General features: G+C 70.0%; 11 protein-coding genes and 3 tRNA genes. 7 read left to right on the forward strand and 7 right to left on the reverse strand.

The genetic code is table 11. The features are described from left to right. Positions 1 to 27 precede the first annotated feature (27 nt). The 4 genes from ACIO6U_RS09190 to ACIO6U_RS09205 all read right to left on the reverse strand — a co-directional run bounded on the left by ACIO6U_RS09190 (position 28) and on the right by ACIO6U_RS09205 (position 3,495). Complete coding sequence (locus tag ACIO6U_RS09190; protein WP_391159396.1) at positions 28 to 1,152, reverse strand: substrate-binding domain-containing protein; 1,125 nt, start codon at positions 1,150 to 1,152, stop codon at positions 28 to 30. Positions 1,153 to 1,505: 353 nt separating this feature from the next. Then, positions 1,506 to 2,342, reverse strand: coding sequence for an SAM-dependent methyltransferase (locus ACIO6U_RS09195; protein ID WP_401716920.1), 837 nt, complete (start codon positions 2,340 to 2,342; stop codon positions 1,506 to 1,508). Between the two features lie 45 nt (positions 2,343 to 2,387). After that, on the reverse strand, positions 2,388 to 2,618 hold the full coding sequence (locus tag ACIO6U_RS09200) for a DUF397 domain-containing protein (protein ID WP_355336175.1): 231 nt from the start codon (positions 2,616 to 2,618) through the stop codon (positions 2,388 to 2,390). 4 nt (positions 2,619 to 2,622) lie between these two features. Then, positions 2,623 to 3,495: a helix-turn-helix transcriptional regulator gene (locus ACIO6U_RS09205; RefSeq protein ID WP_355336173.1), complete on the reverse strand. Its 873-nt coding sequence runs from the start codon at positions 3,493 to 3,495 to the stop codon at positions 2,623 to 2,625. A gap of 201 nt (positions 3,496 to 3,696) precedes the next feature. On the opposite strand from ACIO6U_RS09205, the gene ACIO6U_RS09210 reads away from it, so the two are divergent. The 5 genes from ACIO6U_RS09210 (at position 3,697) to ACIO6U_RS09230 (ending at position 8,773) form a co-directional block, all read left to right on the forward strand. Then, positions 3,697 to 4,152: an ATP-binding protein gene (locus ACIO6U_RS09210; RefSeq protein WP_401314302.1), complete on the forward strand. Its 456-nt coding sequence runs from the start codon at positions 3,697 to 3,699 to the stop codon at positions 4,150 to 4,152. Positions 4,153 to 4,352: 200 nt separating this feature from the next. After that, a tRNA-Asp gene (locus tag ACIO6U_RS09215) sits at positions 4,353 to 4,427 on the forward strand. A 4-nt stretch (positions 4,428 to 4,431) separates the two neighbouring features. Then, positions 4,432 to 4,505, forward strand: a tRNA-Phe gene (locus ACIO6U_RS09220). Between the two features lie 136 nt (positions 4,506 to 4,641). Beyond that, a complete protein-coding gene (gene hrpA / locus ACIO6U_RS09225; protein WP_391159393.1) occupies positions 4,642 to 8,595 on the forward strand; it encodes an ATP-dependent RNA helicase HrpA in 3,954 nt (1,317 codons plus the stop codon). 103 nt (positions 8,596 to 8,698) lie between these two features. After that, positions 8,699 to 8,773 (forward strand) — tRNA-Asp (locus ACIO6U_RS09230). A gap of 665 nt (positions 8,774 to 9,438) precedes the next feature. On the opposite strand, the gene bldC is transcribed toward ACIO6U_RS09230, so the two are convergent. Further along, on the reverse strand, positions 9,439 to 9,645 hold the full coding sequence (gene bldC, locus ACIO6U_RS09235) for a developmental transcriptional regulator BldC (RefSeq protein ID WP_003949541.1): 207 nt from the start codon (positions 9,643 to 9,645) through the stop codon (positions 9,439 to 9,441). A 577-nt stretch (positions 9,646 to 10,222) separates the two neighbouring features. Continuing rightward, positions 10,223 to 11,068 carry a hypothetical protein gene (locus ACIO6U_RS09240; protein ID WP_401716925.1) on the reverse strand — a complete coding sequence of 282 codons (846 nt, stop codon included), beginning with the start codon at positions 11,066 to 11,068 and terminating at the stop codon, positions 10,223 to 10,225. Between the two features lie 249 nt (positions 11,069 to 11,317). Here ACIO6U_RS09240 and ACIO6U_RS09245 point away from each other — a divergent pair, with 249 nt between their 5' ends. Beyond that, positions 11,318 to 12,472, forward strand: a complete 1,155-nt coding sequence (locus ACIO6U_RS09245) for a Leu/Phe/Val dehydrogenase (RefSeq protein ID WP_401716927.1) — start codon at positions 11,318 to 11,320, stop codon at positions 12,470 to 12,472. Positions 12,473 to 12,716: 244 nt separating this feature from the next. Continuing rightward, complete coding sequence (locus ACIO6U_RS09250) at positions 12,717 to 12,968, forward strand: DUF3073 domain-containing protein (RefSeq protein ID WP_355336163.1); 252 nt, start codon at positions 12,717 to 12,719, stop codon at positions 12,966 to 12,968. Positions 12,969 to 13,077: 109 nt separating this feature from the next. Here the strand turns inward: ACIO6U_RS09250 and purM are convergent, their stop codons facing one another. Then, on the reverse strand, positions 13,078 to 14,175 hold the full coding sequence (gene purM, locus ACIO6U_RS09255) for a phosphoribosylformylglycinamidine cyclo-ligase (protein ID WP_355336161.1): 1,098 nt from the start codon (positions 14,173 to 14,175) through the stop codon (positions 13,078 to 13,080). Positions 14,176 to 14,220 lie beyond the last annotated feature (45 nt).

Below are 14,220 nucleotides of genomic sequence, written 5' to 3' on the forward strand. Positions count from 1 at the left end.
CGGGCGGCGGGCAGGGCGGGTGGGGGGTCATGGGCGTGGGTCCCGGGGCCGCGCCGGAGGCGGTCCCGCGCTGGCGCCCGGCCGGAAGGGGCAGGCCACCAGCGGCTCGGTGGCCGCCGCGATGTCCTCGCCCGCCACGAGGGCGGCCAGCATGCGGACGGCCGCGGCGCCCAACTCCGGCCGGGGGATGTCGAATCCGGTGGGCACCGGCTCGCCCGCGAGGTCGGGCGGCGGGCTGCCGAGCAGGGCGAGCGAGGCGTCGCGCGGGGCCTCGATCCCGGCGGCGCGGGCGGCGCCGCGCAGGGCCCGCCACGCGCTGCCGGTGTCGGTCTCCTCGGCGACGAACGCGGTGACGCCCTCGGCGAGCCAGCCGCGCAGCCGCTCGGGCGTCAGCTCGCGCTCGGGCGCCGCCGAGCGGAAGACGGCCGCGGGGCCGCCGGGCAGCCCGGCCGCCTCCAGGCCCTTGAGGAAGCCGTGTTCACGGTCGGTCGACGCGGGCGCCTCGTCGTCCTCGCGTACGAGCACGATCCGGCGGTGGCCGAGCTCCGCGAGCCGGGCCACGACCTCACGAGTGGCGTTGACGTAGTCGGCGCCGACCCAGGGCAGGCCCTCCAGCTCGTCCCTGCGGCCGATGTGGACCACGGGGAAGCCGTCGCCGACCAGGCGGCTCAGCTCCTGCGCGGGCGCGTGACGGCCGAGGAAGAGACAGCCGTCCGCCAGCCGGACCCGGCTCAGCGCCTCGGGTCCGGCGGCCCCCGCGCCGCCGGAACTGGAGCCGGTGAAGAGCACCAGGTCGTAGCCGCGCGCGGCGGCCTCCTGCTCGACGCCCACCAGGAACGGGTAGTACGAGTGCTGCACGTCGGTGGGGAAGGTCGCGGTGAAGCTGAAGACGCCCAGCAGGTCGTTGCGGGCGGCGGCCAGCCTGCGGGCGGCCGGGTCGGGGACGTATCCGAGGCTGCGCGCGGCGTCGAGCACCTTGCGCCGGGTCTCCTCCGAGATCGCAACACCCTCCCGCTTGCCGCCGAGCACCAGCGAGACCGTGGCCTGCGAGACGCCCGCGAGCCGCGCGACCTCCGCCTGGCGCGGCCGTGACGTGCGCCCGGTCGGCGAGGGCGCCCGGCCCGGCCGGGATCGCTTCCTGGGTTCGTCCACCTGTGCTCCTCCTTCGTTAATGCGCATTAGTAATGCGCATTAACGAGCACTGTGGACCTTGCCACGCGTCACGTCAAGAGGATGGACCGCATTTTCCGGCCACGCCCGCGCGCCCCGCCGACCTGTGGTTATCGTCGGAAGCGCCGTCTTGGGTGGCGGGAAACCTTGTCCCGCTTGGGCCGCGGCGCCTCATCGGCGGCCGTCGGCGTCACCGTCCCCCCGGCCGCTCAGGGAGCGGCCGGGCGGGACACATCCGCGCGGAACGTATCGGCGCGGGAGGGTATCGGCGCGGGAACCTGCACCGGCCCAGGACGTACGAGCCAAGGACGTACGAGCCGAGGACGTACGAGCCGTTACGGCTTGTACGCCACTCCCCCGTACATCGCGACCTGCGAGTCGTCGACCGTGCCCTCGGCGGCCGGGTCCGGGCGCCAGTTGTGGACGAGGGTGACACCGGGCTCGACCAGGTCGAGGCCCGCGAAGAAGGGCAGCACCTCGGCGTGGGTCCGGTTGCGGGCGGGCATGCCGCGCTTGGTGTACTCGGCGACGACACCCCCGATCGGCTTCGGGCTGGAGTCGGTGGTGACCGTGGAGATCGCCAGGTAGCTGCCGGACGGCAGGATGTCCACGTACTGCTTGACCAGGTCGTACGCCTTCTGGTCGTCCGTGACGAACTGGAGCACGGCGATGATCGACAGGGCGGCCGGCCGGGACAGGTCCAGGGTCTCGGCCAGCTCGGCCGAGCCCAGGATCGCCGCCGGGTCCTTCATGTCCGCGTGGATGTAGGCGGTACGGCCCTCGGGCGTGCTGGTCAGCCGGGCGCCCGCGTGGGCCAGCACGATCGGGTCGTTGTCCATGTAGACCACGCGCGCGCTCGGGGTGACGCCCTGCGCGACCTCGTGGAGATTCGGCGAGGTCGGAATGCCGGTGCCGATGTCCAGGAACTGGTCGATGCCCTGCTCGGCCATGAAGCGGACGGCCCGGTGCATGAATTTACGGTTCTCACGCATCGATATCCGCAGACTGGGCCAGCCGCTCAGCATCTGCTCGGCGGCCTCGCGGTCCAGCGGGTAGTTGTCCTTGCCGCCGAGAATGTAGTCGTACACGCGTGCCGAGTGCGCGACGCTCGTGTCGATCTCGGGCGGCTCGTAGTTCGCAGGCCGCCGCGTCCAGGCCATGTCGTCGGGCATCCGCTGTTCCTCCTGAGTACGCCTGCGTTAAGTAAGTGATGAGCGTCAGGAAACCGGGAGGCTGGCCTGTCCAGCCTCCCAGCCCTGGGAGAAGACGTCGAGTTCGATCTGCGTGAAGATCAGCGCGGGACCTTCCGGATCAGTGGACTGGCGGACCGCGTAACGGCCGTCGGGAAGCCTGCGGACCTCCACGCAACTGCCGCCGTTGCTCCCGCTCCACGGCTTGTGCCAGCCTTCCGCTCCCAGCGTGAGAACAGCGTTGTGTATGCGATTCACTGGCCTAGAGCTCCTTGCGAATGGCACCGAGGAATTCTCCGGTGCGTTGTACTGGCAGGGCGTGGGCGCACATACGGTCCAGGGCTTCCTGGAACGTCGTGACATCGTCGTACTCGTCGAGATAGACGGCACCGACGAGATTCTCGACATAGACGATGTCGGAGATCTCCTCGTGCGGGAATCGGAAGATGTGGAACGACCCGTACATGCCCTCGTGCGCGCAGATGCCGAAAGGCATCACCTGAAGCTTGATGTTCGGCTGTTCGGCCGCTTCGATGAGGCGGTCGATCTGGGCCCGCATGATCTCGGCGGGCACCATGGGACGGCGGAACACGGTCTCGTCCATGACCACCCACAATTCGGGCGGATTCGCGGAGGTGAGCAGTTGCTGCCGCTGTTTGCGGACGGCGACCCGGCGCTCGACCTCCTGGGCGGCCTTCTCCTCCGCGTCGTGGAGGCCGGCCCGCAGCACGGTCAGCGCGTATTCCTCGGTCTGGAGCAGGCCGGGGATGTAGTGGGGTTCGTAGGCCCGGATGAGGCTGGCCTCTTCCTCCAGGCTGACGTAACCGCTGAACCAGGTGGGCAGGGCGTCCCGGTAACGGTGCCACCAGCCGGGCTGGTTGGCCTCGCGGACGAGGGCGAGGAAGGTCCTGGCCTCGTCGCCCGGGACGCCGTACTCCTCCAGCAGCGTCTTGACGTAGGGGAGCTTCCACTTGCCCTTGGCCAGCTCCATGCGTCGGATCGTCAGAGGAGCCACGTCGAGGACGACGGCGGCGTCCTCGAACGACTTCCCGGCGGCGACCCGCAGGTCGCGCAATCGTCTGCCGAGCACCATCAGCCGAACGGTCGAGCCGCCCGACGACTGCGCAGCGGTCACGCCCCGGCTCCTCTCACCGAGTCCATGGGAGAAGTGTGCCACCCCCTCAGTGATATCCACACCTCGATTGCCTTCTCGGTGAAATTATCAAGATTAACCTTGCCCACTGAGCGCGTCGGGGCGCATAGTGGCCAGGTGACCACGTTCACGCACACGCGATGGAGAGGAATCTCCGCTGTGGGTTCACCTACCACCGATACCGTGAGTTCCCGCCTGACTACTCCCGGCATTGGCTCCGCTTCCCGTACGCCCCGCCCCCGTGCCGACGGCTGTACTTTCGAACTGCTGGCATGCGGCGCGTCGGTTTCCGAGGCCCGGCGCCGTGCGCGCGCATATCTGACCGCGCGCGGATGCGGGCTGGACGCCTGCGATACGGCCGCTCTGTTGGTGAGTGAACTCGTCACCAATGCCGTGCGTCATACGACGAGCCCGACCGTCATCTGTTCCGTCCGGCGGGACGGCGTACGAGTCCGTATCGAGGTCGAGGACCACGGAAACGTCGGCGAGGGCCCGGTGATGCGCGACAGCGGCACCCATGAGGTCAACGGCCGCGGGCTGCTGCTGGTGGACGCGGTGTGCGACGAGTGGGAAGTGGCTCCGGGCCGCGACGGCATCGGCCGGATCGTGCGCGCGGTGTTCCGCGACGAGACGGTCTGACGGCCTCGCCCTCGCCTGCTCACCGGCACCCCGCTCCGCCCGCTCACCGAAAAGGACCACCTCGGGGGTCTGCTACGCTGATCCAGCGACGTGCCCCTGTCCCAGCGTGATCCTGCGGTCACTTTCTGGTCCCGGATCAGCGGCGGACAAGCGGTACGGAGCACCCGAGATCCTGTGCGAGAATTATCCCGCACAAGCTTGGTCCTGTGGAGCAGTTTGGAGTGCTCGCCACCCTGTCAAGGTGGAGGCCGCGGGTTCAAATCCCGTCAGGACCGCTGCGGCTGGGTAGCTCAGTTGGTACGAGCGACCGCCTGAAAAGCGGTAGGTCGCCGGTTCGACCCCGGCCCCAGCCACCGCACGACGTAGGCCCCGTCTCCGGACGGGGCCTACGTCGTTCCCGTGCGCCATGCGCCCCACCGTCACCGTGCGTACCGCCGCGGGGAAATGCGTTCGCCGCGCGCCCGCCGCAGATGCGATCCTGGACCGCGTATGTCTACCCAACCCACCTCCGCTGATCTCGCCGAACGGCTGCCGTCGCTGACTTTGCGCGACGAGCAGCGGCTCGGCCGCCGGCTCGACGGCGCCCGCCGTATCCGCAAGCCGGAGGCGCGGGCCGCGGTGCTGGCCGAGATCGCCGCCGAGATGGACAAGGGCGAGGCGCGGCTGGCGGCCCGCCGCGCCGCCGTGCCGAGGATCAGCTATCCCGAGGCGCTGCCGGTCAGCCAGAAGAAGGACGACATCCTGGCGGCGATCCGCGACCACCAGGTGGTGATCGTCGCGGGCGAGACCGGCTCGGGCAAGACGACGCAGATCCCGAAGATCTGCCTGGAGCTGGGCCGCGGGGTGCGCGGCCTGATCGGCCACACCCAGCCGCGCCGGATCGCGGCCCGTACCGTCGCCGAGCGCGTGGCGGAGGAGCTGGCGACACCGCTCGGGGAGGCGGTCGGCTGGAAGGTCCGCTTCACCGACCAGGTCGGCGACTCCACGCTGGTCAAGCTGATGACCGACGGCATCATGCTCGCCGAGATCCAGACCGACCGCGAGCTGCGCGCGTACGACACGATCATCATCGACGAGGCGCACGAGCGCAGCCTCAACATCGACTTCATCCTCGGCTACCTGGCCCAACTCCTGCCGCGCCGCCCGGACCTGAAGGTGATCATCACCTCGGCGACGATCGACCCGCAGCGCTTCTCCCGGCACTTCGGGGACGCGCCGGTGGTCGAGGTCAGCGGCCGGACGTATCCGGTGGAGGTCCGCTACCGGCCGCTGGCCGACGAGGGCGCGGACGGTGACGAGGGGGCCGACGACCGCGACCAGATCACCGCGATCTGCGACGCGGTCGACGAACTCCAGGCCGAGGGGCCGGGCGACATCCTGGTCTTCCTCTCCGGCGAGCGCGAGATCCGCGACACCGCGGACGCCCTGACCAAGAAGAACCTCCGCTCGACCGAGGTGCTGCCGCTGTACGCGCGGCTGTCGTCGGCCGAGCAGCACCGCGTGTTCCAGCAGCACAGCGGGCGCCGCGTCGTGCTGGCCACGAACGTCGCCGAGACGTCGCTGACCGTCCCCGGCATCCGGTACGTGATCGACCCCGGCACCGCCCGGATCTCCCGCTACAGCCACCGCACCAAGGTGCAGCGGCTGCCGATCGAGCGGATCAGCCAGGCCAGCGCCAACCAGCGCAAGGGCCGCTGCGGCCGTACGTCGGACGGCGTCTGCATCCGGCTGTACGACGAGGACGACTTCCTGTCCCGGCCGGAGTTCACCGACGCCGAGATCCTGCGCACCAACCTGGCCTCGGTCATCCTCCAGATGACGGCGGCCGGGCTCGGCGACATCGCGCGCTTCCCCTTCATCGACCCGCCGGACAGCCGGAACATCAAGGACGGTGTCCAACTCCTGGAAGAGCTGGGCGCGTTGGACCCCAAGGAGAAGGACCCGCGCAAGCGGCTGACCCCGCTGGGCCGCAAGCTCTCGCAGCTCCCGGTGGACCCGCGGCTCGCCCGTATGGTGCTGGAGGCCGACCGCAACGGGTGCGCGCGCGAGGTCATGGTGATCGCGGCGGCGCTGTCCATCCAGGACCCGCGCGAACGCCCCGCGGACAAGCAGACGCAGGCCGACCAGCAGCACGCCCGCTTCCGCGACGAGACCAGCGACTTCCTGTCCTTCCTCAGCCTGTGGGGCTATGTCCGCGACCGGCAGAAGGACCTGTCCTCGTCGGCCTTCCGCCGCATGTGCCGCTCGGAGTTCCTGAACTACCTGCGCATCCGCGAGTGGCAGGACATCTACAGCCAGCTCCGTACGGTCGCCAAGTCCCTGGGCATCACGGTCACCGAGCCCAGGTCCGAGGACGACGCGGCCGATCCGGTACGGGTCCACCAGTCGTTGCTGGCGGGGTTGTTGTCGCACCTGGGGCTCAAGGACACCGACAAGAACGAGTACTTGGGCGCCCGCAGCGCGAAATTCGCCGTCTTCCCCGGCTCGGCGCTGTTCAAGAAGCCGCCGCGCTGGATCATGTCGGCCGAGCTGGTGGAGACCTCCCGGCTGTGGGCGCGGGTCAACGCGCGGATCGAGCCGGAGTGGGTGGAGCCGCTGGCCCAGCACCTGGTCAAGCGCACCTACAGCGAGCCGCACTGGGAGAAGGACCAGGCGGCCGTGATGGCGTACGAGCGCGTCACCCTCTACGGCGTCCCGCTGGTCGCCCAGCGCAAGGTCACCTACGGCCGGATCGACCCCGAGGTCTCCCGCGAGCTGTTCATCCGCAACGCGCTGGTCGAGGGCGACTGGCGCACCCACCACCAGTTCTTCCACGACAACCGCAAACTCCTCGGCGAGGTCGAGGAGTTGGAGCACCGCGCCCGGCGCCGCGACATCCTCGTGGACGACGAGACGCTCTTCGACTTCTACGACGCGCGGCTGCCGGAGGACGTCGTCTCCGGCGCCCACTTCGACTCCTGGTGGAAGCAGAAGCGGCGCGAAGAGCCGGAGTTGCTGAACTTCGAGCACTCCATGCTGATCAACGAGAACGCGGAGGCCGTCACCAAGGACGACTACCCGGACTCCTGGCGGCAGGGCGCGCTCAAATTCCGCGTCACGTACCAGTTCGAACCGGGCGCCGACGCCGACGGCGTCACCGTCCACATCCCGCTCCAGGTCCTCAACCAGGTCTCGGCCGACGGCTTCGACTGGCAGATCCCGGGCCTGCGCGAGGAGGTCGTCACCGAGCTGATCCGCTCGCTGCCCAAGGCGATCCGCCGGCATTACGTCCCCGCGCCGAACTACGCCAAGAAGTTCCTGGAGCGCGCGGTCGCCGGGCCCGACCCCCTGCCGTCCGTGCTGGCGCGGGAGTTGCAGAAGATGGTCGGGGTGCCGGTCACCGGGGAGGACTTCGACCTCGGCAAGGTGCCCGAGCATCTGAAGATCACCTTCCGGGTGGTGGACGAGCGGCGCCGCAAGCTCGCCGAGGACAAGGACCTGGACGCGCTGCGGCTGCGGCTGAAGCCGAAGACGCGGGAGGCGATCACCAGGGCCTTCGAGTCGGCCTCCGACCCCGCGCTGGCCTCGGTCCAGCAGCGCACCGGGCTCACCGACTGGACGATCGGCGCGCTGCCGCGCACCTTCGAGGCGCGGCGCGCGGGCCAGCCCGTCAAGGCGTTCCCGGCGCTCGTCGACGAGGGCGCCACCGTGGCCGTACGGCTCTTCGACACCGAGCCGGAGCAGGCAGCGGCGATGTGGCGGGGCACACGGCGGCTGATCCTGCTCAACGTGCCGGTGAATCCGGCGAAGTTCGCCGCGGACAAGCTGTCCAACCAGCAGAAGCTGGCGCTCTCGCGCAATCCGCACGGCAGCGTGCAGGCGCTCTTCGAGGACTGCGCGACCGCCGCCGCCGACCGGCTGATCGCCGACCACGGCGGGCCCGCGTGGGACGAGGAGTCCTTCCGCAAGCTGTACGACGCGGTCCGCGCCGATCTGGTCGAGCTGACCTCGCGCAGCGTCCAGCGGGTCCAGCAGGTGCTGGCCGCCTGGCAGTCCTGCGAGCGGCGCCTGAAGGACACCACGAGCCTCGCGCTGGTCGCCAACCTCCAGGACGTACGGGAGCAGCTCGCGGGCCTGGTGCACGCCGGTTTCGTGACCGAGGCGGGGCTCAAGCGGCTGCCCGACCTGATGCGGTATCTGGTCGGCGTCGACCGCCGCCTCCAGCAGATGCCGACGGGGGTCCAGCGGGACACCACGCGGATGGAGAAGGTCCGGGAGATCCAGGCCGAGTACGGCGAGCTGCTGGCCGCCCAGCCGGCCGGGCGGCCGGTGCCGGCCGCGGTGCGGGACATCCGCTGGATGATCGAGGAGCTGCGCGTCAGCTACTTCGCGCACGCGCTGGGCACGGCGTTCCCGGTCTCCGACAAACGCGTCTTCAAGGCCCTCGACGACGCCTGGGCCTGACCGCCCCGCACCGCCCGGCCGCCCCCCGGCAACGAGTTCGACCCCACCCCCTGACCTGCTGTACAGTCTGTCTCGCAGCCGAGCCCAACAGGCTGTGACACCAGGTCCTGTGGAGCAGTTTGGAGTGCTCGCCACCCTGTCAAGGTGGAGGCCGCGGGTTCAAATCCCGTCAGGACCGCCGTACCGTCTGCCACTAGGCCCGCACCTGCTCAGGTGCGGGTCTTTTCGCTGTCCCCGCAGACCGCACCACAGTACGTCGCAAGGCCCGTGCCTCCTCAAGGTGCGGGCCCTTTCGCTGTCCCCCGAAGCCGCGCCCGCTACGGCCTCCTCGTACCGCCGCGGGCGGGGCACCGGCGTCGGCGCGGAGAGCGCTCTCGGCCTACTCCCTCCGCACCGGGGGGAGTTCATTAGCGCACGGGGATCAAGATCCACAAGAGCCCGGCGTGTGACGGGAGTCACGGAAACCCGTTTCGGGAGTGGGGAACTCGACGCCCTCCGGAAGGCTCTCGATTTAATATGTGCAATTGCACCTCCCTGGGGACGACTCCGGCGCTAGCACGCAACCGCCCCCAGGACCCCACAGACCACGCCCCCGGCGCGCACGGAACGCCCACAAACCGCCCGCGCGGCCCCACATGACCCCGCGCCGCCCCGGCGCCGCCCCGGGCCGCCGCGGGCACGAAAAAGACCGCATCGGACCCGGCGGAGTCCGATGCGGTCTTGGTGAAGCTGGGTGGAGCTGGTAGAGCTCGTAGCTCCCTCCGGCGTCCCTGATGGGGGCAGGTGGCCTTCGGGCCGGGCGACGTATGGGGTGGGGGCCCCGTTAGCCGCCCAAAAGGGCTGTCAGGCCTCGCTGCGCTGCTGCGGAATGCCCGCCAACAGCGCGCGGACCTCCGCCTCGCGGTAGCGGCGGTGCCCGCCGAGCGTGCGGATGGATGTGAGCTTGCCGGCCTTTGCCCAGCGCGTGACCGTCTTCGGGTCGACGCGGAACATGGTGGCGACCTCAGCAGGGGTTAGCAACGGCTCGGCATCAGGGGTGCGAGCGGTCATGAGCGGCCTCCTCGAGAGAACCGAACCAACGCGGTTCTTTCCTCTAAATTCTGCACCTTGACCCACGTTGCCCGAAATGGCAGACGCGGGCCGAGTCGGTAATAGGACGAACGGCTTGTCCTCGGCACTACAACTACACCATCCGTCCAGCCTCGTCGGCCAAACCGATGGAATTGCCCTCTCAGGTGTTCAAGCTCGGCGGAAGCCGATGGACCATGCCATAGCGGACAGTCACACCAACGTGACGATCAGTCACAACCTGATCATCTGCCCCATCCCCACCTTCGAAACGAGTCCGAGGAGGACCCGATGTCCCATTTTGACACGAGACATGGTGATGCAGGCAAGAGTCCGCTTACGTGCTCTCCGTCACGCTTGGGCCATTACCGCCGCTCTCGATGCCAAAAGGCAAGCTGAGAGGCGGAAGAGACACAACGAGACAACAGAGGACCCGCGAACCCTGCGCCGAAGGTCACATCGGCCCATGCGTCGAACGCGGAGTCGATGCCAGGGCCAGAGCTTCGGCGCACATTCCGCCGGAGTCCCGACCGTGACCCGCGTCACGTCCCGCCTGCCCTCAACTGGAGAACTGAAGCTCCCTGACCGCCCGCCACCGGTCGGTCAGCCGCTCGTACGCCACCCCGGCCGCCGCCGAGTCCCCGGCCCGCAGCGCGGCGAGCCCCTCGGCCACATCGGCCGCCGAGTGGTCCTCCGCGAGCGTGTCCTGGCCCATCACGTGCACCAGGCCGCCGTAGTCCAGCTCGACCAGCGAGCGCGGGTGGAACTCCTCGAGCCAGCGCCCCACATCGATCAGCCCGTCGATCAACGGGCCCTCGTCCAGGGCGTCCTTGAGCACCCGCAGCGCCCGCGCGACCCGCCGCCTGGCCTGGACCATGGGCGTGCGGTACCGCAGCAGCGGCTCCTTCGACTCCCCCGCGCCCGACGGCTCGTACTCCCGCTCGTCGTCCCCGACGAGGGCGAACCAGCGCACCGGCACGTGCCAGGTGGCCGAGCGGATCCACGGCCGGGCGTCCGGATTCCGCTCCCGCCAGCTCTCGTGGTCGGCGGCGGCCTGCCGGCGTACGACCGGCGGCAGCATCGCGTCCAGCACCGGCTCGGGCAGCAGCTCCCCCACGTTCTCCAGGGCGAGCCAGCCGCGCAGCCGGGTGCGCCAGGGGCAGATGTGGGTGACACCGGAGACCACGGCCACGAAGGCGTCGCCGCTCTCGTGCACCGGGACGGCCACCGGGGGCACCGGCAGGAGGTCGGCCAGGGACTGCCGTAGCTCGTCCTGAGCGGTACGCGTCAGCCCGGCCGACGCATACCGGTACCAGTGGGTGCGTTCGGGCTCTGGAAAGGCCGCCAGGGGCTCGTAGACCCGCAAATAGGCCGCGTACGGGACCAGTACCGGTGAACCGCCCACACCCGCTCCCTCGTCACGGCCTTGATGCTCCGATCGTCCCACGCGACCCCCCGCCCCGGAGGTGATCCCGGCCACTGTGAAAAACCGTCGCGGGATCACCGGAAACCCACACATGTACGCGGTCCCATGATCGCCCGCCCAGGGCCTACCCTTCTGCATATCCGGCCTCCCGCCACCCGCACGGGGAGCCGGAGGCCAGCAAGGCCAACCGGGTTCGCCCGGAAAAACTGGACTATGGGAGTCACCACCGTGACCGACGTACGACAGACCGACCGCTCCTCGTCAGTCGAGTCGACCGGCTCCACCGCGTCGACCGTCCTCGCCAAACTGTTCCGATCGGAACAGGGCGGGCACGAGCAGGTCGTCCTGTGCCAGGACCGCGCAACCGGCCTCAAGGCCGTCATCGCGCTCCACTCGACCGCCCTGGGCCCGGCCCTCGGCGGCACCCGCTTCCACGCCTACGCCTCCGACGAGGAGGCCGTCGAGGACGCGCTCAACCTCTCCCGCGGCATGTCGTACAAGAACGCGCTCGCCGGGCTCGACCACGGCGGCGGCAAGGCCGTCGTCATCGGCGACCCCGACACGCTCAAGACCGAGGAACTGCTGCTCGCCTACGGCCGGTTCGTGGCCTCGCTCGGCGGCCGGTACGTCACCGCGTGCGACGTCGGCACGTATGTCGCGGACATGGACGTCGTGGCCCGCGAGAACCGCTGGACGACCGGCCGCTCGCCGGAGAACGGCGGCGCCGGCGACTCCTCCGTGCTCACCGCCTTCGGTGTCTTCCAGGGCATGCGCGCCGCCGCGAAGACCCAGTGGGGCGAGCCGACGCTGCGCGGCCGCCGGGTCGGCGTGGCCGGCGTCGGCAAGGTCGGCCACCACCTGGTGGAGCACCTGCTGGAGGACGGCGCCGAGGTCGTGATCACCGATGTCCGCGCGGACGCCGTCGACCGGATCGTCGCCCGTCACCCGCGGGTCACCTCGGTGAGCGACGCGCAGGTGCTGGTGCGCACCCCGCTCGACGTGTACGCGCCCTGCGCGCTCGGCGGCGCCCTGGACGACGCGACGGTCGCCGCGCTGACCGCCACGGTGGTCTGCGGCGCGGCCAACAACCAGCTCGCCCACCCCGGCGTCGAGAAGGACCTCGCCGATCGCGGCATCCTCTACGCGCCGGACTACGTGGTGAACGCCGGTGGCGTGATCCAGGTCGCGGACGAGCTGCACGGTTTTGATTTTGACCGCGCGAAGACCAAGGCCACGAAGATCTACGACACGACTCTGGCCATTTTCGACCGGGCCAGGACCGACGGCGTCCCCCCGGCCGTGGCCGCGGACAGGCTCGCGGAACAGCGGATCGCGGACCGTACACCGGCTTCGGAATGGCTGCGTCCGGAGGGGTCCGCGTGACCCACAGCACGGCCCGATAGCAAGTTCGCGCTAGAAGAAGGTAAAATCGGCCCTGACCAGGCAGAACAGGGCCGTGAACGACCCCTGTTCCGACGCGTGTCGTGCGGGCGACGTACCGTGCGGCGTCGGAAGCAGGTACCGTTGTGGGCCTACGGACCGGTCTCTCTCCGGGGAGGCCGCTCCGAATCATGAACGCGTGTCAAGACTCGGGGCCGCTGAGCCCCGCCGTTAAGGGGGTCGAGCCATGGGGCGCGGCCGGGCCAAGGCCAAGCAGACGAAGGTCGCCCGCCAGCTGAAGTACAACAGCGGCGGCACGGATCTCTCACGTCTGGCCGACGAGCTGGGCGCATCGTCACCGCTTCCGGTCAATCCGGAGCCTGTCGAGGACGATGACGACGAGGATGACGACCCGTACGCACAGTACGCGGATCGCTACAACAACGACGGGGACGAGGACGACGAGTCCGAGTCATCCCCCCAGCGCCGTCACGCTTGACACCTGTCACGTAGACGCACATCACCGCATGTCACGTCGGCCCGGTTCGGGGGTCCCGCCCCGGACCGGGTTTCGTCGTCGGCTCGTCGGCGCTGAGGACCCCACCGCTCTACCGCGCGTAGTCGCCGGTCAGTTCGACGGCCGCCGTGCCGCTTTCGCGTGCCGTGATCTCGCCGCTCACCCAGGCCCCGACGCCCCGGTCGGCGAGGGTCGCGAGCGCGACGTCCACGGACTCCTGCGGCAGGACGGCGATCATGCCGACGCCCATGTTCAGCGTCTTCTCCAGCTCCAGGCGCTCGACCCCGCCCAGCTCCCCGACCAGTCCGAAGACCGGCGCGGGCTCCCAGGTGGAGCGGTCGACGGTGGCCCGCAGGTGGTCGGGGACGACCCGCGCCAGGTTGTTGGCGAGCCCGCCGCCGGTGATGTGCGAGAAGGCGTGCACCTCGGTGGTACGGGTCAGCGCCAGGCAGTCCAGCGAGTAGATCTTCGTCGGCTCCAGCAGCTCCTCACCGAGCGTGCGGCCGAACTCCGGCACCTGCCGGTCCAGCGACCAGCCCGCCCGGTCGAACAGCACGTGCCGGACCAGGCTGTAGCCGTTGGAGTGCAGCCCCGACGACTCGATGGCGACGACCGCGTCACCGGGCCGGATCAGGTCCGCGCCCAGCACCTGGTCGGCCTCGACCACTCCGGTGCCCGCGCCCGCCACGTCGAAGTCGTCCGCGGCCAGCAGCCCCGGGTGCTCGGCGGTCTCGCCGCCGACCAGCGCGCAGCCCGCGAGCACACAGCCCTCGGCGATGCCCTTGACGATGGCCGCGACCCGCTCGGGGTAGACCTTGCCGACGCAGATGTAGTCGGTCATGAACAGCGGTTCCGCGCCGCACACCACGAGGTCGTCCACGACCATGCCGACCAGGTCGTGGCCGATCGTGTCGTAGACGCCCATACGGCGGGCGATGTCCACCTTGGTGCCGACGCCGTCGGTCGCGGAGGCGAGCAGCGGGCGCTCGTACCGCTTGAGCGCGGAGGCGTCGAAGAGTCCGGCGAAGCCGCCGAGCCCGCCGACCACCTCGGGGCGGGTGGCCTTGCGGACCCACTCCTTCATCAGGTGGACGGCACGGTCGCCGGCCTCGATGTCGACGCCCGCGGAGGCGTAGCTGGCACCGGAGAAGTCAGCGCCGGTGGAGGCGGCGCCGGTTGACTCAGACATAGCTGGGGAACCTTCGTGTCGTTCGTGCGGAGGGCTGCGTGGCTG

Source organism: Streptomyces sp. NPDC087422 (assembly GCF_044744145.1).
Lineage (GTDB): Bacteria > Actinomycetota > Actinomycetes > Streptomycetales > Streptomycetaceae > Actinacidiphila.